23 protein-coding genes and 1 tRNA gene are annotated in these 21984 nt (G+C 71.3%); 9 read left to right on the top strand and 15 right to left on the bottom strand.

Going from position 1 to position 21984, the window contains the following annotated elements; all coding sequences use genetic code 11:
- Position 1: 1 nt before the first annotated feature.
- Positions 2-2041 (bottom strand): MDR family MFS transporter, encoded by a 2040-nt coding sequence (locus tag AB0L75_RS21490; RefSeq protein ID WP_365183050.1) that lies wholly within the window; start codon positions 2039-2041, stop codon positions 2-4.
- A 157-nt stretch (positions 2042-2198) separates the two neighbouring features.
- On the opposite strand from AB0L75_RS21490, the gene AB0L75_RS21495 reads away from it, so the two are divergent.
- A complete protein-coding gene (locus AB0L75_RS21495) occupies positions 2199-3131 on the top strand; it encodes a peptidoglycan-binding domain-containing protein (RefSeq protein ID WP_365183053.1) in 933 nt (310 codons plus the stop codon).
- An 85-nt stretch (positions 3132-3216) separates the two neighbouring features.
- On the opposite strand, the gene AB0L75_RS21500 is transcribed toward AB0L75_RS21495, so the two are convergent.
- From AB0L75_RS21500 to AB0L75_RS21510, 3 genes are all read right to left on the bottom strand, one after another.
- Positions 3217-3885: an HAD-IA family hydrolase gene (locus AB0L75_RS21500; protein ID WP_365183055.1), complete on the bottom strand. Its 669-nt coding sequence runs from the start codon at positions 3883-3885 to the stop codon at positions 3217-3219.
- A gap of 405 nt (positions 3886-4290) precedes the next feature.
- Positions 4291-4872, bottom strand: a complete 582-nt coding sequence (locus AB0L75_RS21505; RefSeq protein ID WP_365183058.1) for a TMEM165/GDT1 family protein — start codon at positions 4870-4872, stop codon at positions 4291-4293.
- 271 nt (positions 4873-5143) lie between these two features.
- The gene (locus AB0L75_RS21510) at positions 5144-5758 is read right to left on the bottom strand and encodes a VTT domain-containing protein (RefSeq protein WP_365183061.1); all 615 of its coding nucleotides are present in this window, start codon (positions 5756-5758) and stop codon (positions 5144-5146) included.
- A gap of 233 nt (positions 5759-5991) precedes the next feature.
- Here AB0L75_RS21510 and AB0L75_RS21515 point away from each other — a divergent pair, with 233 nt between their 5' ends.
- Complete coding sequence (locus tag AB0L75_RS21515; RefSeq protein WP_365183063.1) at positions 5992-6543, top strand: superoxide dismutase family protein; 552 nt, start codon at positions 5992-5994, stop codon at positions 6541-6543.
- A 118-nt stretch (positions 6544-6661) separates the two neighbouring features.
- On the opposite strand, the gene AB0L75_RS21520 is transcribed toward AB0L75_RS21515, so the two are convergent.
- Both AB0L75_RS21520 and AB0L75_RS21525 read right to left on the bottom strand, forming a co-directional pair.
- Positions 6662-7117: a DoxX family protein gene (locus AB0L75_RS21520; protein ID WP_365183066.1), complete on the bottom strand. Its 456-nt coding sequence runs from the start codon at positions 7115-7117 to the stop codon at positions 6662-6664.
- A gap of 203 nt (positions 7118-7320) precedes the next feature.
- Positions 7321-7572, bottom strand: a complete 252-nt coding sequence (locus AB0L75_RS21525; RefSeq protein ID WP_365183135.1) for a DUF2277 domain-containing protein — start codon at positions 7570-7572, stop codon at positions 7321-7323.
- 93 nt (positions 7573-7665) lie between these two features.
- Here AB0L75_RS21525 and AB0L75_RS21530 point away from each other — a divergent pair, with 93 nt between their 5' ends.
- Together AB0L75_RS21530 and AB0L75_RS21535 are read left to right on the top strand one after the other, a co-directional pair.
- A complete protein-coding gene (locus AB0L75_RS21530) occupies positions 7666-8565 on the top strand; it encodes a ketopantoate reductase family protein (protein WP_365183069.1) in 900 nt (299 codons plus the stop codon).
- Between the two features lie 124 nt (positions 8566-8689).
- A complete protein-coding gene (locus tag AB0L75_RS21535; protein WP_365183072.1) occupies positions 8690-9034 on the top strand; it encodes a hypothetical protein in 345 nt (114 codons plus the stop codon).
- 33 nt (positions 9035-9067) lie between these two features.
- Here the strand turns inward: AB0L75_RS21535 and AB0L75_RS21540 are convergent.
- Positions 9068-9142 (bottom strand) — tRNA-Val (locus AB0L75_RS21540).
- Between the two features lie 203 nt (positions 9143-9345).
- Here AB0L75_RS21540 and AB0L75_RS21545 point away from each other — a divergent pair.
- The 4 genes from AB0L75_RS21545 to AB0L75_RS21560 all read left to right on the top strand — a co-directional run bounded on the left by AB0L75_RS21545 (position 9346) and on the right by AB0L75_RS21560 (position 12428).
- Positions 9346-10116, top strand: a complete 771-nt coding sequence (locus tag AB0L75_RS21545; RefSeq protein WP_365183074.1) for a DUF4097 family beta strand repeat-containing protein — start codon at positions 9346-9348, stop codon at positions 10114-10116.
- 74 nt (positions 10117-10190) lie between these two features.
- Positions 10191-11582, top strand: coding sequence for a hypothetical protein (locus AB0L75_RS21550; RefSeq protein WP_365183077.1), 1392 nt, complete (start codon positions 10191-10193; stop codon positions 11580-11582).
- Positions 11583-11678: 96 nt separating this feature from the next.
- Positions 11679-12209, top strand: a complete 531-nt coding sequence (locus AB0L75_RS21555) for a DUF4383 domain-containing protein (protein WP_365183079.1) — start codon at positions 11679-11681, stop codon at positions 12207-12209.
- 9 nt (positions 12210-12218) lie between these two features.
- Positions 12219-12428, top strand: a complete 210-nt coding sequence (locus AB0L75_RS21560) for a zinc ribbon domain-containing protein (protein ID WP_365183082.1) — start codon at positions 12219-12221, stop codon at positions 12426-12428.
- Between the two features lie 76 nt (positions 12429-12504).
- Here the strand turns inward: AB0L75_RS21560 and AB0L75_RS21565 are convergent, their stop codons facing one another.
- Genes AB0L75_RS21565 through AB0L75_RS21575 form a run of 3 tightly spaced genes read right to left on the bottom strand, consistent with a single transcriptional unit; the run spans position 12505 to position 16930 of the window.
- Entirely contained in the window at positions 12505-13320 is an 816-nt protein-coding gene (locus AB0L75_RS21565) for an HAD family hydrolase (protein ID WP_365183085.1), read from the bottom strand.
- Positions 13320-15764: a phosphoribosyltransferase gene (locus AB0L75_RS21570; protein WP_365183088.1), complete on the bottom strand. Its 2445-nt coding sequence runs from the start codon at positions 15762-15764 to the stop codon at positions 13320-13322. The genes AB0L75_RS21565 and AB0L75_RS21570 overlap by 1 nt, the downstream gene beginning before the upstream one ends.
- Entirely contained in the window at positions 15761-16930 is a 1170-nt protein-coding gene (locus AB0L75_RS21575) for an HpcH/HpaI aldolase/citrate lyase family protein (RefSeq protein ID WP_365183091.1), read from the bottom strand. The genes AB0L75_RS21570 and AB0L75_RS21575 overlap by 4 nt, the downstream gene beginning before the upstream one ends.
- A gap of 187 nt (positions 16931-17117) precedes the next feature.
- Between AB0L75_RS21575 and AB0L75_RS21580 the strand changes: the two genes are divergently transcribed.
- Positions 17118-17840 (top strand): TerD family protein, encoded by a 723-nt coding sequence (locus AB0L75_RS21580; protein ID WP_365183093.1) that lies wholly within the window; start codon positions 17118-17120, stop codon positions 17838-17840.
- A 9-nt stretch (positions 17841-17849) separates the two neighbouring features.
- On the opposite strand, the gene AB0L75_RS21585 is transcribed toward AB0L75_RS21580, so the two are convergent.
- The 5 genes from AB0L75_RS21585 to AB0L75_RS21605 all read right to left on the bottom strand — a co-directional run bounded on the left by AB0L75_RS21585 (position 17850) and on the right by AB0L75_RS21605 (position 21853).
- On the bottom strand, positions 17850-18587 hold the full coding sequence (locus tag AB0L75_RS21585) for a Tellurium resistance (RefSeq protein WP_365183095.1): 738 nt from the start codon (positions 18585-18587) through the stop codon (positions 17850-17852).
- Between the two features lie 89 nt (positions 18588-18676).
- The gene (locus AB0L75_RS21590) at positions 18677-19816 is read right to left on the bottom strand and encodes a DUF475 domain-containing protein (protein WP_365183097.1); all 1140 of its coding nucleotides are present in this window, start codon (positions 19814-19816) and stop codon (positions 18677-18679) included.
- A gap of 155 nt (positions 19817-19971) precedes the next feature.
- Positions 19972-20550 (bottom strand): TerD family protein, encoded by a 579-nt coding sequence (locus tag AB0L75_RS21595; protein ID WP_365183100.1) that lies wholly within the window; start codon positions 20548-20550, stop codon positions 19972-19974.
- A 131-nt stretch (positions 20551-20681) separates the two neighbouring features.
- The gene (locus AB0L75_RS21600; RefSeq protein WP_351020721.1) at positions 20682-21257 is read right to left on the bottom strand and encodes a TerD family protein; all 576 of its coding nucleotides are present in this window, start codon (positions 21255-21257) and stop codon (positions 20682-20684) included.
- Positions 21258-21394: 137 nt separating this feature from the next.
- A complete protein-coding gene (locus AB0L75_RS21605) occupies positions 21395-21853 on the bottom strand; it encodes a peroxiredoxin (protein ID WP_365183102.1) in 459 nt (152 codons plus the stop codon).
- Between the last annotated feature and the right edge of the window lie 131 nt (positions 21854-21984).

Consider the following 21984-nt stretch of genomic DNA (forward strand, 5'->3'; position numbering starts at 1 on the left):
GTCACCTGGCCCTGGGCGGCGCCCCTTCGCGCGGGCGTTCGCGGTCGGTGCCGCAGAGTTCGCCGGTGAGTTCCCTGACGAGCTGGGCGAGGTCGGTGGAGCGGCCGGGCTGCCACCAGTCGCCGAGGAGTTCGGCTAGGGACTCCTCGCGGGCTCGTGCGAGCCGTTCGGCGACCTCGCGGCCGGACTCGGTCAGGTACAGGTCCAGGCCCCGGCGTTCGGCGAGGTGCCGTTCCTCGACCTGGCGGGCGGCGGCGAGGACGACGTCGAGCGGGACGGTGCTGTGCTCGGCGAGCACGGCCGGCTCGACGGAGCCGTACTTGCGGATGCGCAGCAGCATCCAGCTGGCGGCGGGCAGCAGGTCGTACCCGGCCCGTTCGGTGATCTTCCGATAGACCTCGCGGCGGCCCTCGCGGGTGCCGAGCAGGGACAACGCACGGCTGCACTCGTCGTACGAGGACCGCTCGACGGGGTTGGGCGGGATGGTCTCGGAGACGTCCGGGGCGGTGACCGAGCCGCGCAGCCGGTCCTCCTTCAGGAACCAGGCCAGCAGGAAGCCGAGGACGGCGACGGGCGCGGCGTAGAGGAAGACGTCGGTGATGGCGGACGCGTACGCGTGCAGAGCCGCCGGGCGCAGGGCGGGCGGCAGGGCGGCGATGCCGCGCGGGTCGGACTTGAGCGCGTTCGCGGACGCGCCCGGGGGCAGGGTCACGCCCCGGAAGGCGGCGGCGAGCTTGTCGCCGAGACGGCTGGCGAAGACCGTGCCGAAGATCGCCACGCCGAAGGAGGCGCCGATGGAGCGGAAGAAGGTCGCGCCGGAGGTGGCGACGCCCAGGTCCTCGTACGACACCGCGTTCTGCACGATCAGCACCAGGACCTGCATGACCAGGCCGAGGCCGAGGCCGAACACGAAGAAGTAGGCGCCCATCTCGGCGGTCGGGCTGTGCTCGTCGAGCCGGTGCAGCAGGAGCAGGCCGATGGCGGTGACGGCGGTGCCGGTGAGCGGGAAGACCTTCCAGCGGCCGGTGCGGCTGACGATCTGCCCGGAGGCCGTGGACGACAGCAGCAGCCCGAACACCATCGGCAGCATGTACACCCCGGACATCGTCGGCGAGACGCCGTGCACGACCTGGAGGAACGTCGGCAGATACGTCATCGCGCCGAACATGGCGAAGCCGACGACGAAGCTGATCACGGCGGAGAGGCTGAAGGTGCGGATGCGGAACAGCTTGAGCGGGAGCACGGGTTCGGCGGCCCGGCGCTCCACGGCCACGAACGCCACCGCGAGCAGCACGCCCAGCACGGCCAGCCCGATGATCTGCGCCGAGCCCCACGCCCAGGTCGTACCGCCGAGGGAGGCGACCAGGACCAGGCAGGTGGCGACGGCGGCGATCAGGAGGGTGCCGAGGTAGTCGATGACGTGGTGGGCGGTGCGGCGCGGGATGCGCAGGGCGGTGGCGATCACGGCGAGCGCGACCACACCGACCGGCAGATTGACGTAGAACACCCAGCGCCAGCTCAGATGCTCGGTGAACAGCCCGCCGAGCAGCGGACCCAGCACGCTGGTCGCGCCGAACACGGCCCCGAACAGCCCCTGGTAGCGCCCGCGTTCGCGGGGCGGCACGATGTCGCCGACGATCGCCATCGACAGCACCATCAGCCCGCCGCCGCCCAGCCCCTGCAGCGCCCGGAACCCGATCAGCTCGCCCATGTTCTGCGCCATGCCGCACAGCGCGGAGCCGATCAGGAAGATGACGATCGCGGTCTGGAACAGCCGTTTCCGGCCGTACTGGTCGCCGAGCTTGCCCCACAGCGGGGTCGCGGCGGTCGAGGCCAGCAGATAGGCGGTGACCACCCAGGACAGATGTTCCAGACCGCCGAGGTCACTGACGATGGTGGGCAGCGCCGTCGACACGATCGTCTGGTCGAGCGCGGCGAGCAGCAGTCCGAGGAGCAGGGCGCCGATCGAGACGAGCACATTGCCGGTGACGTGCTCGGCGGCCGCTGTCTCCTTCTCCGTGCCGTGCGTGTCCAGGGCCATGGAGACCTCCCGGGGCCGGGGCTCGGGTACACCTCTTCCATCGTGGTCGGTGTCACCGTTTATGGCCTGTTGAGTCCGGCGTTTCCGGCGGCGGATGTGGAGAAGGTCCGCATAGTCTCTGGAGTTCGTGAGGGGACACGAGGGACGGGGCGAACGCGTGACTGATTCCGAGGGCCGCAGCTGCCCGGAGTGCGGGGCACCGAGGGGACCGGACCACAGCCCGTCCTGCGACTGCACCGAACGCGCCGCGGAGGCGCTCCGCGAGACGCGTACGGCCGAGGCTGCAGCGGCGGCGGACTTCGACCCGCTGCGGATACGGCCGTATGTGAAGGTCGAGGCCGTCGAGACCATGGAAATGGAAGGGGTGCGGGGCGCTGTTTCGATGTGCGGCTCCGCCGCGACGGGGGTCGGGGTCCCCCCGGGTTCGAGTGAAGCCGGGAACTCGGGGGAGCGACCGGCCACGGCGGACCCGCAGCCGAACGACGACCCACCACGGCCGACCTCGCGGAGCGCCCGCGTCCTGCTGTCGGTCGCCGGTGCCGGTGTCGCGGTCGTGGCGGCCGCCGGGTTCGCGAGCGGGCTGTTCTCGTACCACGCGCCGTCCCGGGACCGGGCGGCCCAGGAGGTCAGGGAGAGCGTCCCGGACGTGAGCACACCGGCCCCGGCGTCCCCGACGGCATCCCCCTCCCCCACCGTGCCCCGCCCACCCGTGCCGGTGCGTCGTCCGAGCCCGTCCGCCACGGCGTCCGCTTCGCCGACCCCGACGGCGACCCCCACCCCCGCCGCGTCCGCGACCGCGTCCCGCCCGGCCTCCCCCACCTCGTCCATGACGGCGTCCCCCACCGCGCGGATGTCCCCCGCCGCAGTCCCGGTGCTCCGGCCCGGCGACCGCGGCCCGGGTGTGGCCGAACTCCAGGATCGCCTATGGCAGTTGAACCTCTACGACGACCGGATCGACGGCGTCTACACCCGCTCGGTGGAGGACTCCGTACGCAACTACCAACTGGCTCGCGGCATCCAGGGCGACACGCCGGGCGTATACGGGCCGGCGACACGCAGGAGCCTGGAGGCGGAGACGGAGGCCCCGTGAGGGAAGCCGAACCGTCTCAGCGGTCTGGGGGTGCCCCCTGCGGGGGAGTTCGAGGCCGGTCGGTCGGAGTTCCGGTCAGTTCCGGTCAGCCGATGTGCAGCCGTATCGTCCCGTCGCCCGCCGCCTCGACCCGCACCCGCGTGAGGTCGGGCACGGTGACGTCGGGGCCGTGGAGCCCGGCGCGAGGACCGACGCCCACCACCGCCATGCCCGCGGCGCGCCCGGCCGCGATCCCGGCACCGGAGTCCTCGAAGACCACGCAGTCGGCCGGATCCACGCCCAGCTCGGCCGCGCCCTTCAGGAAACCCTCGGGATCGGGCTTGCTCGCCCCCACCGACTCGGCGGTGATGCGCACCTCCGGCAGCGGCAGCCCGGCGGCGTTCATCCGGGCGGTGGACAGCGCGGCGTCGGCGGAGGTCACCAGCGCGTGCGGCAGACCGCGCAGCGAGGCGAGGAAGGCGCTCGCACCGGGGATCTCGACCACGCCGTCGGTGTCGGCGGTCTCCTCGGCGAGCATGCGGGCGTTGTCGGCGAGGTTCTGCTCCATGGGCCGGCCGGGCAGCAGCAGGGCCATGGAGGCGTGCCCCTGCCGGCCGTGGACGACCTGCATCACCTCGTCACCGTTCAGCCCGTGCCGCTCGGCCCAGCCCCGCCAGATGCGTTCGACGACGGCGTCCGAGTTGACGAGGGTGCCGTCCATGTCGAGCAGGAGGGCGCGGGCGAGGAGGACGGTGGGCGCGGCGGTGGCCGTCATCGGCAGCTCCAGGAACGAGAAGACCCCAGGTCGGAGCCCAGATCGAAGGAACAAGGCGGCCCCGCCCGCCGGTCAGGGTAAACGGGCGGGAGCCACTTTGTTCCTCCACGGTACAAAACCATGGCGCTTCCCGCCACCACCCCCGAAAAGCGTTCACCACCCGTTCAGCTCCCCCGCCCGGACTCGACTCAGGGCACCCGGTCGCGCCCGACTCAGCTCATCCAGCGCACCCGGCTCAGAGCGACCGCCCACCCTCACTGGCTCAGCTCGCCCAGCCTGACCCAGCTCAGGACACCCGCCCTCACCCGACCCGGCCCGACCAGCCGCACCCGGCCCAAGCCGCCCCCCTAGCCCGGCCCAGGCCGCTCGCCCTTGCCCGGCCCAGGCCAACCGGTCGCGCCCCGCTCAGGCCGCGACCGCCTCGTACAGGCTCCACGCGCCGAGTGCGAGCATCAGGAGTGCGGCGATCTGGGTGATCAGGCGCAGCGGCACCCGCTTCATCAGGGCCTTTCCGCCGACGATGCCGAGGCCGGCGACGGCCCACAGGCCGAGCACCGCGCCGAGGCCGACGGAGACCGGGGCGTCGTAGCGGGCGGCGAGGTTGGCGGTCATGATCTGGGTGAGATCGCCGAACTCGGCGACGAGGATGAGCATGAAGCCCGTACCCGCGACCTTCCAGAAGGACTGGTCGGCGGGCTTCTTGATCTCCTCCTCGCCGTCGTCCTTCTTCAGCAGCAGCATCGCGGCGCCACCGAGGAAGAGGACACCGGTGAGCGCGTGCACGAGGCGCTGGGGCAGCAGGGTCAGCGCGCTGCCGGCCGCGACGGCCAGGACGACATGCAGCAGGAAGGCGGCGGCGACGCCCGCGAAGACGTAGCTCGCGCGGTAGCGGGTGCCGAGGACGAGTCCGGCGAGCGCGGTCTTGTCCGGCAGTTCGGCGAGGAAGATGATGCCGAAGACGAGCGCCGTCACGGTGATGCTGATCAAGGTTCCTCAATCGGTCGGGGCTGCCCCGCCGAGAGTGCGGTACGTCACGCGATGACACCTCGGCACGGCAGCACACTCGGCGTCCGCGCCACGGGGCACGGACGTGCACTGCTTGCCGAAGGTCTCGCTGGCGGGCCTGCGTGAGGTCCGCCTCCGGGCGCCGGCTCAGGCTGGCTGAGCAGTATGTCGACGGTCCGGCGAAGAGCTACTCCCCTTCTGCGCTTCCCATCGTAAGGGATGCGAAGGTTCGGCCCCGGCCGAGGCCGGTGCCTCAGGAGGCGGGCCGGCGCCTCATCAGATACCCGGCCACCGCGCCCGCACCGAAGAGCGCGACCAGGGAGACCGCCGTGGCGATCCAGGTCGCGCCGAGCCACCGGGCGCCGTAGTAGCCGAGGGCGACGCTGTAGGCGGCCCAGGAGAGCCCGGCCAGGGCGGACCAGGGCACGAAGTCGCGGGCGCGGCGGTGGGCGGCGCCGGCGCAGAAGGAGACGACCGAGCGGCCGGCGGGGGCGAAACGGGCCACTACGACCAGCGCGCCGCCGCCCTGGGCCAGGGCATCGCCGAGACGTTCCTGCGCGGAGGTCAGCCGCCGGGAGCGGGCTATCGCCCGGTCCAGCCGCGCGCCGCCCCGCCAGGCCAGACGGTAGGCCACGAGATCGCCGAGCACCGAGGCGGTCGCCGCCGAGAGGATCAGGGCCAGCACGTCCGGCACGGAATGCGCGACCCGGCCGTCCGCCGCTCCCGACCCCGCCGCCGCTGCCGTGGCGGCCGTGATGACCAGTACGCCGCTCGGCAGCACCGGCACGAACACATCGAGCAGTACGGACACGGCCACCGCGGCATAGATCCACGGTCCGGCGGCCAGTGCCCCCAGACTCTCGAACACGACGACTCCCGTCACTCCCCCGTTGACAGCCATACAGCGTACGCCGGGGGTGTGACAGGAGGGTCTCGGGGGGCTCAAAGGGCTCATGAGGCCTGCTGGGAACCTTCACCCGGTCGGCGCACCCCGAGCGGCGAAGCCGTCCCGTGTCCCGTAGCAACGAAGGGAGGCCTGCCCACGGAATCAGGCACACATCCGAACGACACGGCGCAGCAGCGCAGAAAAAGGTGCACATCATGGTCGCAGCCGTATACGCCGGCGCCCTCGCCGCAGCCCTGTTCGCGTCCGGGAGCGCAAGCACTCCCGGCCTCTCGGTGGAGGCACTCGGCCAGTTCGTCCCGCCGGCCGCGTTCGCGTCGTCGCACGCGTACGCGTCGTCGCACGCGGTGACGTACAACCAGAGCCTCGTCCCGGAGGGCGCGTGGATCCGGGTCCGGCAGCACACCGAACGGAGCGGCGCCACAACCGTCCTGATGCGGGTGGTCGGCGTCAAGCCCGGCCACGCCTTCGGGGTCCACGTCCACCAGAAGGCCTGTGGCGCGGACCCGGCCGCGGCCGGCTCGCACTACCAGGACAAGGTCGGCATGGACGCCGACCACGTGAATGCCCAGAACGAGGTCTGGCTGGACTTCCAGTCCGACAGCCGCGGCTCGGGCACGGCCACCGCGCAGCACGAGTGGACCTTCCGGAAGGGTGAGGCCGCCTCGGTGGTGATCCACAGCGAGCCCGGCACCAAGGGCAGCCGGGTGGCCTGCTTCACCGTGCCGTTCGGCGGGAACTCCTCCTGAGGCAAGCTCGTCAGGCGAGAAATCGCCGGCAGAGCGGACCGGACGCACGGCGGCGCCCTTCCCCCTCATGACGGGGAAGGGCGCCGCACCTGTCGGGCCGCTGCCGGGCCCACGCGCGTCAGGCCGCTATCGGGGCCTGCTCGGCGGCTGCCCTGTCGCCCGCGGTCGTGCGGCGGGCGACGAGCCGGTCGAGGCCGAAGGCGCCGGAGCCGGTGAAGACCAGCAGGAGGAACGCCCAGCAGAACAGCACCGACAGCTCGCCGCCGTTCTGGATAGGCCAGAGCGCGACCTGCTGGTGGACGTCGAAGTAGGCGTACGCCATCGAGCCCGAGGCGATCAGCGCGGCCCCGCGGGTGCCGAGGCCGAGGAGCACCAGGGCGCCGGCGACCAGCTGGATCACGGCCGCGTACCAGCCGGGCCAGGTGCCGGCCGGGATCGTGCCGCCCTGGGTGCCGACGGCGCCGCCGAGGACACCGAAGAGGGACGAGGCGCCGTGCACGGCGAAGAGCAGGCCTATGACGATGCGGAACAGCCCGAGGACGTAGGGCTGAGCGGAGTTGAGACGTGCGGACATGCGGGGGTTCTCCTCTTCGGTGTCGGTCGGGCCGGCCGGGGACGTAGGGATGGCTGGCCGGTCGTGGGGGCGGCGGTACCGAACGAGGGACCCAGATTAGGGCGACCTTATCAATGCTTGCAAGTTCAACATTTGGCCAGACTCGAAAGCGTGACCGAATCCACGCGGCGGAGGCATCGGACATCCGCGACCGGAGCCGCCCGTCAGGCCGGATCGCGGGAAGTGGCGGTGGCGCTCCGCACCGACTGCCCCCGCACCTCCAGGTTCCCGAGAAGCTCGGCGGTGACCTCGGCCACCGCCGCCACCGCGCGGTCGAAAGCCTCGCGGTTGTGCGCCGCAGGTGCCCGGAATCCCGAGACCTTGCGCACGTACTGCAGCGCGGCGGCATGGATGTCGTCTTCCGTGGCCTCACCCGGCAGCACGGGCGGGCGCAGCGTCTTGATGCTCCGGCACATGCCCCCAGTCTCGCGCGCGGCCCGTCCCGGTGCGATGATCACGCCGAAGGCGGCCACCGATCCCCGGGGCCGACCGTCGAAGGGAACTGCCTCATGGCAACCAAGAACACCGTGGCCATCCTCGGCCCCGGCGGCACGGGCGGCCTCCTCGCCGCCCTGCTGTCCCGCTCCGGCCACCGCGTCATCTGCCTGGCCCGGGAAGAAACGGCCGACGCCCTGCGCCGCACCGGCATCCAGGTCCGCAGCCGCCAGTTCGGCGACTTCACCGCCCCCATCGAGGCGGACGCGGAGCTGCGCGAGCCCGTGGACGCCTGCCTGATCGCCGTCAAGCACACCGCGCTCGACGCGGCCCTCACCCGGGTGCCGCCCGCGGCCCTGGGCGACGCGCTCGTCGTACCGCTGCTGAACGGCGTCGAACACCCCGCGGCCCTGCGCGCCCGCTACCGCCCCGAGCGGGTGGCACCCGCCGTGATCCGCGTGGAGTCCACCCGCCTCGCGCCGGGCGTGATCGAGCACGGCAGCCCGTTCACGGAGATCGACCTGGCCGGGGACGGCGTGCCCCGCCCCCGTCTCGACGGCCTGGCGGCCACCCTCGCCTCCGCCGGTGTGACGGCCCGCGCGACCGAGGACGAGACCGCGGCCCTGTGGGCCAAGATGGCGTTCCTCGCCCCCTTCGCCCTGCTCACCACCCGGTACGGCCTCCCCCTCGGCGAGGTCCGCACCCGGCACCGCGAGGAACTGGAGTCCCTGGTCGCCGAGACCGCCGCCGTCAGCCGCGCCTGCGGCGCCCCCGCCGACCCGGCCCGGGCGCTGGCGCGGTACGACGCCTTCCCGCCCGGCGCCAAGTCGTCCATGCAGCGGGACGCCGAGGCGGGCCGCCCGCTCGAACTCGACGCCATCGGCGGGGCGTTGCTGCGCGCGGCCGGCCGGCACGGTGTGCCGGTGCCGGTGGCGGCGCGCCTGGTGGACGAAGTGCGGGCCGCCGGCCACTGAGAACGCGTGGCGGCCGCGCCAGTCGATCACTCGTTCGAGCGCGCCGCCACCCGTTCGGCTGAACCTCCCCTCCACCCCACGAAGCAGCTCGCCCCTCAAAATCGAACAGGCGTAGCATTGCCGCGTGGCTACGACCTATGAATTCCCCAGTGACCTCCTCGCCGGTCAGGAGGAGCTGCATCAGGTCCGGGCCGAGCTGTCGGCTCTGCTCAAGCGACTGCCCTGGTCGGTGGCGCCGATGGACGGCTTCAGCTCCAACAACGGCTGGCGCAAGGTGGAGCGGCCCGCGTCGCCGGGCTGGACGGCGGACGAGCAGGCCGAGGTGGAGAAGCTGCGCCGCCGCGAGCACGAACTGGCGGTGTTCGTCAGCACGCACCGCTTCTGGGCCGAGGTCGCCGCAGCGGACCGCGTGGACGCCCGCACCAAGCTGAAGCACGAGGAATCCGGAGAGGATTCCAGAGAGAAATAAGGAGAGCCCCCGGCCGACGGTCGGGGGCTCCACTGGTGGGCGCGGACGGTTTCGAACCGCCGACATCCTGCTTGTAAGGCAGGCGCTCTACCCCTGAGCTACGCACCCGATACCCAGGCTCCGCGCCCAGGACGAGTCGACAGCCTACCTTGCCAGGACCGGTGCACCGCAAACCCGTAAGGGACCGTGTCCGGGGGCGTGAGGGGGTTGCGGGGGTTATCCCCACCCCGACTCCGGGAGCCTCCCGGATCCCTGGCGGGCTGATGATCGCTTACGGTCGTCGCAGACCGAGTTCAGGGGGAGATTTTCGCATGGCCCGTTCCGTTGCCGTCCGCGCCGCCGCCATGGCCGTGGTCACCGGGGTGCTCGTCGCCGGGGTGAGCGCCTGCGGCGCCTCCGCCGACGACGACAAGCACCCCGACCACCGCTCCTTCGCGCTGCACGGCCGCACCCTCACCGTCGACTCCGACGACGCGGCGCTGGACATCGTCGCCGCGAAGGGGACCAAGGCGGGGACGGTCCAGGTCACCCGGTGGTTCCAGGGCTCCGTCGTCGTCGGCCACAGCCCGACCGTACGGTGGTCCCTCCAGAACGACCGGCTGGTGCTGCGGATGCACTGCTCCGGGCTCATAGCCGACTGCTCGGCCCGGTACCGCATCGAGGTGCCGCACGGCGTCGGGGTCACCGTCGACGACGGGAACGGCGGCGTGCAGGCGCGCGGCTTCACCGATCCGCTCGGCATCCGCACCAGCAACGGATCCGTGCGCGTCACGGACTCCAGCGGACCGCTGGACCTGCACTCGGACAACGGCCCGGTCCGCGCCGACGTCTCCGCGCCCCGGGTGCGGGCCGAGAGCAGCAACGGCCCGGTGGACCTCACCCTCGGCCGCGTACCGGACCGCGTGGACGTCAACACGGACAACGGCCCGCTGACGATCGCGCTGCCCCGCGCCGCGTACCACGTGACGGCGGAGTCGGACAACGGAGGGGTGTCGGTGTCCGTGCCCCGGGACGACAAGAGCCCGCACGCCGTGTCCGCGGACTCCTCGAACGGGAAGGTCACGGTCCGTACGGCGAACTGACCGGCCCGTGTGTTCGTCTACTACGGGTGGGAGAATGACACCACCCACGGCGGACCACAACACGGGAGAGGGATGTGACGGCGACACCGGGCACGCCAGCGACGCGGTCGCACCCTCCGTCGGCCGCTCGGACCCGGTCCGGGTCCACGGCCCTGCGCGACACCCTCACCCTGATGACCCTGCCGGTGCTGGCCGCGCTCGCCCTGCCCGCCGCGTTCGCCGGCGGCGGCACCCGGCGCTGGTTCGGCGGCCGGGCCGAGAGCCAGCGGGCCGAGGCGCAGGCCGCGAAGGACGCCGCGGCGGCGGCGTTCTACGAACTGGACACCGCCCAGCGGGACCTCAGGATCTCCATCGAGACCATCACGGCCGTGGACGACTCCCCCGCCGCCCGCCGTGTCGTCAGCGACTTCGAGGCGCTCGGACAGCGGATCGACGAGGTCAGCCAGCGCTACATCCAGGCCGTCGACGCCCATGACCTGGACCGGGACGACCTGGAGGCCTCGGCCGCCGTTCGCGCGCGCTCGGAGCTGACGTCCGCCAAGGACGAGCTGGTCCGCGCCAAGCAGGACCTGGACCGGTTCGGCGGTTCGCTCGGGCCGCTGCTCGGCAGCGCCGAGACCCAGCTGGCCCGGCTGGCACCCGCCGTGGAGCGGGCCCGGCAGGCGCTGCTGGGCGCAAGCAACGCCCTGGACGCCGTACGGGAGCAGGGACTGCGGGCCGATGACCTGGCCGGCCGGCTCGCCGCGCTCTCCCCCGAGCTGACCCGGCTGAACCAGGGCGCCGGGCAGCACGGCGTGGCACCGACGCTGGAGCGGGCCGAGCGGGTGCAGCGGGAGGCCGGGGCGATCCGGGCCGAGGCCGAGCGGCTGCCCGAGAAGGCCGCCGAGATCGATCACCGGCTGGTCAGCCTGCGTACCCGGGCCCAGGCGCTGACCACCCGGGCCGGGCAGGTGGACCCGGTGCTGAGCGAGCTGCGGCGCCGGTTCGCAGCCGCCTGCTGGCAGGACCTGCAGCAGGTGCCCGCGCAGGCCGCGGAGAACGTACGGCAGGCCGAGCTGAGGCTCCGCGAGGCGCAGACCGCCCGGGACGCCCAGCGCTGGCCGGAGGCCACCTCGCTGCTGTCGACGGTACGGGCGCTGCTGAACACCACCGACGAGGCCGTGTCGGCCGCCGGGGACCGGCTTGCCCGGCTGAACGCCGTACAGAAGGATCCGCAGGCCGAGATCGACCGCACGCGGTTCGCGATCCGGGACGCCCAGCGGCTGGCCATGACGGGCCGTACGACCCCGGATCCCCGGCACGCCCGGCCGCTGGACGACGCGGTGGGCCGGCTGGAGCGGGCGATCGGGACGCTGGAGACCGGCCGGCATCCCGACTACTGGCACTTCCTGACCGAGACCGAGGCCGTCCGGCAGGGGGCGGCACGGGTGGTGGCGCAGATTCGTGAGGAGCGCGGGGGGCACTGAGGGGCCCGCCGTAGGGGTACGTGTGTTGCCGCGTGGGTCGGGCAGGCGGATATTGGGTGGACGGATGGCCTCCGCTAGCGCCCGAGGGAGGCGGACATGGCCACACACGCAGTGCACACAGGACCGCGACGGCGGATCGAGTTCGACAAGCACCTGCCCGTCGACCATCGGCTGAACACGGTCTACCGGATCGGTGCGGGCCTGATCGGCGCGTTCCTCGTCGCCTTCGGCATCCTGGGTCTGATCAACCACATCGGCTTCTTCAGCACCGGTGGCGCGACGGCCGCGGGGCTGAACACCAACGGCGCGCTCAGCGTGCTCTCGATCTGCATCGGGGCGATCCTGCTGATCGGCATGGTGATCGGCGGGAACGTCGCATCGACGCTGAACATGGTGCTCGGCGTGCTGTTCCTGCTGAACGGCTTCCTGTTCCTCGGCCTGCTCGACACCCCGCACAACTTCCTGGCGTTCAAGATCCAGAACGTGCTGTTCAGCTTTGTCGTGGGCCTGCTGCTGATGACCTTCGGCATGTACGGCCGGGTCGGCTCGACCCTGCCGCACGACAACCCGTACTGGCGGGCCCGCCATCCCGACGCGGCCGAGCAGGAGCGTGGGGACGGCGGCTAGTGTGTGCCCATGCCTCGCTATGAATACCGCTGCCGTACCTGCGGCGACACGTTCGAACTGAGCCGGCCCATGGCCGAGTCGGCCGCCCCCGCGCAGTGCCCTGCCGGGCATGGCGACACGGTGAAGCTTCTGTCGGCCGTGTCGGTGGGCGGCGCGGCCGCCACCCCGCCGGGCGGCGGGGGCGGGGGCGGTTGTTGCGGTGGAGGGTGTTGCGGCTAGCTCCACTGTGAGTGCCGCGGCACGCCGTCGTTCGGCTGCCGCGCCATCGTGGTTTGTCGCGCAGTTCCCCGCGCCCCTAGGGGGTTGCCGTGCGGCTCGCTTTCAAGAACTCCCTGGTGATCCGCTCCCCCGCCAGCACCCCCCGCTCCGGCAGCGCCGCGATCTCCGGGGCCGTCCAGCCCGTGTCGGCCAGTTCGCCGTGTCCCGGGCGCCAGCCCCGGTCGGCGGCCAGCAGGAGGTCGGCGTCCAGGAGGGAGTCGCCGGCCGCCAGCGTCAGCTCGGCGCCGGTGCGGCGGGCGACCTCCCGTACCGCCGCGCTCTTGGTGAGCGGCCCGGGGACGGCGTAGATCTTGCGGCCCTGGAGCGAGACCGTCCAGCCCCGCACCTCCGCCCACACCGCCAGCTCCTTCACCCAGTCCTCGGGCAGCAGCTCGCGCTCGACGACGAGGTAGGCGAACAGGTCCTCGGCGACCCGGTGCTTGCGCACCCAGACCGGGTCGGCGGAGCGCAGCAGATGCTCGCGGACCTCCGCCAGCGGCGCGCACTCGTCGGCGAGCCGCGCCTGCACGCCCGCGTGCCAGTCGGCGTCGGTGACCCCGTCGACCAGCAGATGGCCGCCGTTGGCGCAGATCGCGTACTTCGGGGGCGGCCCGGGCAGGTTGATGCGCTGGTACTGCTTGCGCGTCCGGGTCGTCGTCGGCACGAAGACGGCCGTGTCACCGAGGTCGGTCAGCAGCTGGGCCGCCGTCTCGGTCATGTAGGAGAGCGGCCTGGCCTCGTGCACCTCCACGCACAGCAGCCGGGGCGCCCGCGCGTCCGGCATGGTCAGCGCCAGGGCCGCCGAGGAGTAGATCAGCGTACGGTCGAGGTCGCTCGCCACCAGCACCGGCATCAGAGGTTCACCGCCTTGCCGTCGGCGCCCGTGGCACCGCGCGTGTACTGGGGGTGGATCAACCCGACGCAGGTGTACGGCAGTTCGCCGACCTCCTCGACCGGCACCCCGCGCTGCCCGGCGAGCAGGCGGACGTGGTCCAGGTCGGCCCCGGCCCCCTTCCGGGCCAGGATCTTCCAGGGCACCCGGCGCAGCAGCACCCGGGTGGTCTCGCCGACGCCGGGCTTGACCAGGTTCACGTCGTGGATGCCGTACTCCTCGCTGATCCGCTCCACGGCCCGCCAGCCGGCCCAGGTCGGGGTGCGGTCCTCGGCCATCAGCTCCTTGACCGCCGTGCCGACCGCGTCGGCGACCTCGGGGAAGCGGGCGCAGACGGCGTCGAGGAAGGCCGCGGAGACATCGGCGCCGGCGAGTTCGCGGTAGAACTTCGCGCCGTGGAAGTCGTCCGCGCCGACCAGGTCGGCGCGCAGGACCGTACGCGAAATCAGGCCGGACACGGTCGAGTTGAGGCAGGCGGAGGGTATGAGGAAGTCCTCACGGGTGCCGTAGGTGCGCACACAGGAGCCCGGGTCGGCGAGTACGGCGATCTCCGGGTCGAAGCCGGTGATGCCCTCCGCCTGCTCGAACTCCTCGACGGCCTGGGCGAGTTCGCGGGTGATGGCGCCCTTGCCGGTCCAGCCGTCGACGAACACGATGTCGTGCGGGTCGTGGTGGGCGGCGAGCCAGCGCAGCGCGTTGGCATCGATACCGCGGCCGCGCACGATCGACACGGCGTAGTGCGGGAGGTCCAGGCCGTGCCGGTACCGGGCCCAGCGGCGCATGAGCACGCCGACCGGGGTGCCCGCGCGGGCGAGCGAGACCAGCACGGGGCGCGGTGACCGCTCGGCGATGACGGCCTCGGTCACCACGCCGACCGCCTGCGCGAGCCGGGCGGCCGAGGCGTCGAGGGCGGTGTGGAACAGCTCCTGGTACTGCGCGCTCGGCTGGTACTCCACCGGCAGCGACTCGGCGTAGTGCGCACCGCCGCTCTGGATGGCCTCCTCCCGCTCCTCGGTCGGCGCCTCCAGCGTGACCTCGGAGAGGTCCTGGAGCAGCCAGCCGACCTCGTCGGGCGCGTACGAGGAGAATGCGGGGCCACGGAGGGGCTCGGGCAGCATGGCCGGCCTTTCGGGAGCGGGCGGGACGTACGACGGGACGACCGCGAGCAGGACGTGCGGGGTGTGCGCGGCGAGGCGTGCGAGCAGGCCGCCGGGTGCGTGCAGGGCGGGGGTGTCGGCGGCCGAGTCGACCACGGCGACGACGGCGTCGAAGCCACCGCCCGCCACGTTGTACGCGTAGCGCTCGCCGGGGCCGTCGGCCGGGTCGTCGTGCGCGGGGAAGACCAGCCGGGTGCGGATCGCGTAGCCGGGGTCGTCCAGCGCGAGGACGGGTGAGCGGGTGGTGGTGGAGAAGCGCACCTCCGCGTCCGTGGCCTGCTCCAGCTCACGGGCGAGCCGCAGCGGGGCGTACATCAGCTCCTCGAAGCCGAGGACGAGGACGCGGCGGGCGGAGTCGGGCAGGGCGTCGCTGATCCGGGCGGCCATCTCGGGGAGCGCGGCCTCCAGCCGGTCCCGGTGAGCGGGCGTGAAGCCATGGCGGCCACCGTCGGGAAGGCCGGCCGGCCAGCGCAGGTCGAGCGAGACCACCCCGGGGGCGCGCGGCGGGACATCGGCCCCGCACCCGGCGGACTCATGGTGCGCCACCAGGCGCTGCCCCTTCTCCAGCACACCCTCCGGCAGCCGTACGGCCCCGGACGCGGCGGCGATCAGATCCACCCGCGCGCCGATCTCCGCGGCGAACCGTTCCATCCGAGCGGTGTCCTCGGGTGAGCGCATGTCGACCAGGGCGACCACCACATAGCGCCCCCGGGGATACCGTTCGTGCAGGTCGCGAATGGTGTTCAGCACCGTGTTACCGGTGGAGAACTCGTCGTCGACGAGCACCAGCGGACCATCGCCGGCCAGCAGGCCGGGATTCTCCGGCAGCAGCAGATGCGACGTGGCATGCGAATGCGACTCCTCGAAGCCGCCCGCAGGGGCGAGGCCGGGCACCGGCCGCCGCGTGGAGTGCAGATACGGCGCCGTGCCGAGGCCGTCGGCCACCGCATGGCCCAGCCCGGTCGCGGTCTCCGCATAGCCGAGGACGACCGCGGTGGCCGCCGACGCCTCGCCGAGCAGCGCGGCGACCCGCCGGCCCAGGCGGTGGCCGTACTCGTACACCACCGTCGGCGACTGCGGGACGTGCTTGCCGAGGACGTTGGACACCAGCAGGTGGGCCCGCTTGGGGTTGCGGCGCAGGGCGAGTCCCAGCAGGGCCGGCAGGCCGTCGTCCCCCACCAGTTCGACCCCGAGCCGCTGGGCGACCCAGCTGCCGGACCAGACCGTGTCGTTCACTGCGTACTTCATGCGTTCCTTATTCCGGCGGCGAGCAGCTCCACGAAGCCGACGTCCTCATGGGCCACGCCGAAGACCTCGGCGCGCAGCAGGGTCCGCTCGGCCCAGGCCCGGTGCGGCTTCACCTCGTTCATCTTGTTCGTGTAGGCCGAGCGGAGTACACCCCCGCCGCCGCGTTCCGGCCGCAGGATGTCCTGGGCGTCGCTGTACTCCTCGTGGCTGACCACGGACAGCGCGTGAACGGGCAGCACATGGGAGGGGTGGATGCAGGTCTTGCCGAGCAGACCGTTGGCCTGGTCGAGGGAGATCTCCCGCAGCAGTCCGTCCATGGCGTGCTCGATCAGCCTCTCGCGCAGCTCGACGGCCTGCACCTCCAGGAAGGGGCTCTGGCGCAGCTGCGGCTTGAACATGCGCTCCGAGACGCGGAAGTACTCCCAGACGGGCCCGGTCACGGTGAATCCGGTGCCGTCGGCGCGGCCGAGCATGTTCACGACGTCGGCGATCACGGAGGCGACGATCTGGACGTCGTAGGCGGTCATGTCCGGGGCGCGGCGCAGGCCGTAGGAGGAGCAGAAATCGGTCACGCCGAGGCGGAGCGCCAGCACCCGGTCGCGGAATTTGTCGACGGCGCGGGCGATGCCCTCCAGGGTCTCCACGCGTGTCTCGCGGTAGAGCAGCTCCGGGGACTCCAGGACGGGCATGGCGAACAGCCGGTGCCCGCTCTCGGCCTCGGCGGCCGACAGGGCCTCCAGGAAGGGGATGCCGCGTTCCTCGGTGAACTTCGGCAGTACGAATCCGGACAGCAGCCGCACGGACGGGCCGAGGCGCCGTACGAGGTCGGGGATCTGCTCGGGGGTGCGCACCCGGACGAAGAGCAGCGGCGGCTCGCTTCCGGGCCGGGCGGCCAGGTCGGCGAACTGCCGGACGAGGTTCTCCTCGCCGGCCACGACGTCCGCGTCGTCGATCGAGTCCTCCAGGCACAGCACCATCGAGACCACGCCGTTCCCGGCCTGTTTGACGATGTCGTCGGCGAGCCGCGGCCGGGTGGCCGGGCTGTACAGGGTGGCGCCGAGGGCGGCGGCGAGCAGCCGGGCCGGGGAGGCGGCGCTGAACGCGCTCGGCTCCCGGTGGAACAGGCGCTGCCGCACCTCAGGGGCGATGTGCCCGAAATGACGCATAGGACTCCCTCAAGGGCGCGGGCCCGAGTCAGTGTTCGGTAAAAGGGTGGCCGGTAATAGTACGTAGGGATCCATGTCAGGGGTTCCCAGCGGGCATGAATTTCTGGTAACTCGACCATGTCGGCAACGCCGTGGAACACCACCCCCCGCATTGTCGTGGCCAGGACCGAGAAGGCAGGATGACCGCATGACGCACGCGATGCTGAAGGGGTCGAACGTCCCGCTGGAGGCCGAGACGGTCCGCGCCGTACTGCGCTGGACGCCCGGACAGGGGGTTCCGGACGTGGATGCCTCGGCGCTGCTGCTGGGCCCCGACGGCCGTGTGCGCTCCGACGAGGACTTCGTCTTCTACAACCAGCCCCGGCACCCGTCCGGGAAGGTGTGGCGGCTGGGCAAGAAGCGCGTCTCCGAGGTGCTGACCGACACGATCCAGTCGGATCTGCCCGGCGTCGAGCCGGAAGTCGGCCGGATCCTGCTGGTCGCGTCCGCGGACGGGGTCACCTTCGACCAGGTGCCGGCGCTGTGCATCCTGCTGTACGACGCCGCGGTCGCCGGCGGGGAGCCGCTGGCGCAGTTCGAGATCAAGCCGGAGACGGGTGCGGAGACCGCGCTGATCTGCGGTGAGCTGTACCGGCGCGGGGAGGGCTGGAAGTTCCGCGCGCTGGGCGAGGGGTATTCGAACGGGCTGAAGGGGCTCGCGACGGACTTCGGCATCTCGGTGGACGAGTCGGAGGAGATGTCCCCGGCGGTTCCGCAGCAGCCGCCCGCGTACGGGTATCCGCAGCCGACGTCGGCGCCCCCGGCGTACGGGTATCCGCAGCCCCAGCCGGTACCGGTCCCGGTGGCCGTGGGGCCGGTGGACCCGAATTTCCGGCTGCCTCCGCAGGGGCCGCAGTTCATCGGGCGGTGAGCGGGCGGCTCAGCGCTCCACCTTCGTCTTGTAGCCCCTGCCCCACTGCAGCCCCCACCCGTACAGCCGGTCCAGCTCGCCCTGGAAGCCGTACACGAACTTCACCTCGCGGCGGACGACCAGTTCGCCCTTGACGTTCTCGATCAGTACGACCGCGCAGGAGCGGGCCTGCGGGTGGCGTTCGTCGAGGCCTATCTCGATGCGGGGGCCGTTGCTCGGGTACAGCGTGACGATGGCGTGGGTGCGGTCGAAGGCCGGGGTCTGGTCGTAGATGTAGACGAAGACCAGCAGGCGCTTGATGGCGTCGAGGTGGTCGAGGTTGATGTACATCGTCTCGCCCGACGCCGAGCCGAACCGGTCGTCGCCGCTGAGCTTGATGTACGGCGGTGCGTTGACGTCGCCCAGGTAGTTGCCGAGCGGCTGGACGACGCCCTTCGAGCCGTCGGTCAGTTCGTAGAGGCAGCCCAGGTCGAGGTCGACGTTGACCATGCTCTGGCCGTGGCCGAGGACCTCCGGTGGCCTGAGGGCCTTGAAGGGGTGCCGGAAGAGGCTGGTGCGCTGGTTGCCGTCGAAGTCGGAGGTGCGCATCCGCCAGGTGAGGTTGATGCGCAGATGGCCGGTGGACGCGCCCTGCTTGGTGAGGGACACCGTCTGGTGCCGCCTGGTGAGTTCGATGGAGTTGGTCGCGGCGCTGCCCGAGTCGAAGTCGGCGACGCTGGCGCCCCGCAATCCGTCGAAGAAACCCATTCCCGCCCCCTGGTGACCGTGGTGAACGCCGTCGGGGCGGCCGACCCTGTCGGCCGCCCCGCTCAGAGCGTTCCTCACCTGCCAGGGTGTCACACCCCGGAGGAGACCTCGGCCTTCTCGTCGGTGCCCTCGCCCTCGGCCGCCACCGCGCGGTTGCGGCGGACGGAGGACCAGAAGGACCAGGCGATCAGGATGACGCCGACGAGTCCGGTGATGACCTCGTTGATCTCGTACTGGATGGTGACCATGAGGATCACGGCCAGGGCGCCGATGGCGTAGTGGGCGCCGTGCTCCAGGAAGACGTAGTCGTCGAGGGTGCCCTGGCGGACCAGGTAGACCGTGAGGGACCTGACGTACATCGCGCCGATGCCGAGGCCGAGGGCCATCATCACGATGTCGTTGGTGATGGCGAAGGCGCCGATCACGCCGTCGAAGGAGAAGGACGCGTCCAGGACCTCCAGGTAGAGGAACATGAAGAACGCGGCCTGGCCGGCCATCAGCACCGCCGGCTTCTTCTTGCCGGTGCGGGCGGCCTCTTCCTCCTCCTCGTGCTCGCGCTCCTCCTCTTCCTCCAGCCGGTCCTCGAAGTAGCCGGACAGACCGCCGACGATCATGTACGTGATCAGGCCGGCGATGCCGGCGATCAGGACCGTCTGCGCCTTGTCGGCGTGGGCGCCGCCGTGCTGGTGGGCCTGGGTGGCGAAGGTGAAGGAGGTGATCAGCAGGGCGATCAGCGAGATGCAGACGGCCAGCATGTCGACCTTGCCGAGCTTGGCCAGGGGCCGCTCGATCCAGCGCAGCCACTGGATGTCCCGGTCTTCGAAGATGAAGTCCAGGAAGATCATCAGCAGGAACATGCCACCGAAGGCCGCGATCGCCGGGTGGGCGTCGGTGACCAGCTGCTGGTAGCGGTCCTTGTCGGTGAGGGCCAGGTGGACCGCGTCGTAGGGGTTGAGCTTGGCGGTGACGGCCACGATGACGACCGGGAAGACCAGCCGCATGCCGAAGACCGCGATGAGGACGCCGACCGTGAGGAAGATCTTCTGCCAGAAGGCGTTCATCTTCTTCAGGATTCCGGCGTTGACCACCGCATTGTCGAACGACAGCGAGATCTCGAGGACGGCGAGGATCGCCACGACGCCGAAGGCCTCCCACCCCCCGTAGAAGATCGCGGCGACCAGGCCGAGCGCGGTCACCGCGAACGACCAGCCGAAGGTTTTCAGAAGCACTGGCTACCCAATCGTGAAGGTACGGGTTTGCCCCGCGCCGTACTCGGCTTTGCTAAACATTGACCCCGAGTCTAGAGGTGCACCCTACCGGCGGTACCGCTCAGGGCAACCCTCACCGAAAAGCCACAGCACAGGCCCCTGGGGGCAGCCCTCGGCTACGAGACGTTCACCCCGAAGTCCAGGGCGATGCCGCGCAGGCCCGAGGCATAGCCCTGGCCGACCGCGCGGAACTTCCATTCTCCCTGGTAGCGGTACAGCTCACCGAAGATCATGGCGGTCTCGGTGGAGGCGTCCTCGCTCAGGTCGTAGCGGGCCAGTTCCTGGCCGTCGGCCTGGTTCACCACGCGGATGAAGGCGTTGGAGACCTGGCCGAAAGTCTGGCCGCGCTCGTCCGCCATATGGATCGAGACCGGGAAGACGACCTTCTCGCACTGCGCCGGGACCTTGGCGAGGTCGACCAGAATCGATTCGTCGTCGCCCTCGCCCTCACCGGTGAGGTTGTCGCCGGTGTGCTCGACCGAGCCGTCGGGACTCTTGAGCTGGTTGTAGAAGACGAACCACTCGTCGCCCATCACGCGGTTGCCCGCGTCGCACAGCAGCGCGCTGGCGTCCAGGTCGAAGGGGGCGCCGGTGGTGGAACGCGCGTCCCAGCCGAGCCCGATCATGACGTTGGTGAGGTTCGGTGCGGCTTTGGAGAGGGAGACATTGCCTCCCTTGGCGAGCGTGACGCCCATGATGCTGGTCCTCCCCTAGTGGTGCTTCCCTGGTTGTCCTGCACGTCCGGCGCCGCCCGTAAACGGTGCGGCGCCGGACGGATTGCGGGGTCCTCGGTCGTCGTACGTCAGAACGCTGACGCCGGTGTACGTCAGACGTTGACGCCGAAGTCCTGGGCGATGCCGCGCAGACCGGAGGCGTAGCCCTGGCCGATGGCGCGGAACTTCCACTCCGCCCCGTGCCGGTACAGCTCGCCGAAGACCATGGCGGTCTCGGTGGAGGCGTCCTCGCTCAGGTCGTAGCGGGCGATCTCCTGGCCGCCGGCCTGGTTCAGCACCCGGATGTAGGCGTTGCGGACCTGGCCGAAGGACTGCTGGCGGTTCTCGGCGTCGTAGATCGACACCGGGAAGACGATCTTCTCGATGTCGGCCGGGACACCGGCGAGGTTGACCTTGATCACCTCGTCGTCGCCCTCGCCCTCACCCGTGAGGTTGTCACCGGTGTGCTCGACGGAGCCTTCGGGGCTCTTGAGGTTGTTGAAGAAGACGAAGTGCTGGTCGCTCGCGACCTTGCCCGAGTTGTTCAGCAGCAGCGCGCTCGCGTCGAGGTCGAAGTCGCTGCCGGTCGTGGTGCGGGCGTCCCAGCCCAGACCGACGAGGACCGCGGTCAGGCCCGGGGCCTCCTTCGTCAGCGATACGTTGCCGCCCTTGCTGAGGCTGACTCCCACGAGTCCTCCATGTGGTGTCCAGGGGCGGAAAGCCCCGTCTGCTTCGGATATGGGATCAACGTGCCGATCCTAGTGACGGGTTCCCGCCCCCCGCAGACCGTGGACCCGAAGAATCACAGGTGTCGGCCACGGTCGGCCTACAGGGTGTCGAGGGCCTTCACATACGCGTTCAGGTCGCGCGCGTCCGGCAGGCCGTTGACCACGGTCCACCGCACGACACCTTCCTTGTCGATGATGAAGGTGCCCCGGACGGCGCATCCCTTGTCCTCGTCGAAGACGCCGTACGCGCGCGAGACGTTGCCATGCGGCCAGAAGTCGCTGAGCAGCGGGTACTCCAGGCCCTCCTGCTCGGCGAAGACGCGCAGGGTGTGGATGGAGTCGTTGGAGACGGCGAGCACCTGCGTCTCACGGTCGGAGAACTTGGGCAGGTTGTCCCGCAGCTCGCACAGCTCGCCGGTGCACACACCGGTGAAGGCGAACGGGTAGAAGAGCAGGACCACGTTCTTGTCGCCGTGGAACTCCGAGAGCTTCACGGTCCGGCCGTGGTTGTCCTTGAGCTCGAAGTCGGGGGCTTTGTCGCCGACCTGGATCGCCATCGGGATGTTTCCCTTTCGGTGGGCTGTTCGGAGGACCTCGCGGCCCGCTACCCGGCCTCCGGGGGGACGTACGTGTACGGGCGGGAGCGGCTGGGCCCCTTCTGGGGGTATCTCGCGGGCTGGGCGTTCGT

Origin of the sequence: Streptomyces sp. NPDC052101, assembly GCF_040680235.1 — a bacterium.
GTDB lineage: Bacteria > Actinomycetota > Actinomycetes > Streptomycetales > Streptomycetaceae > Streptomyces.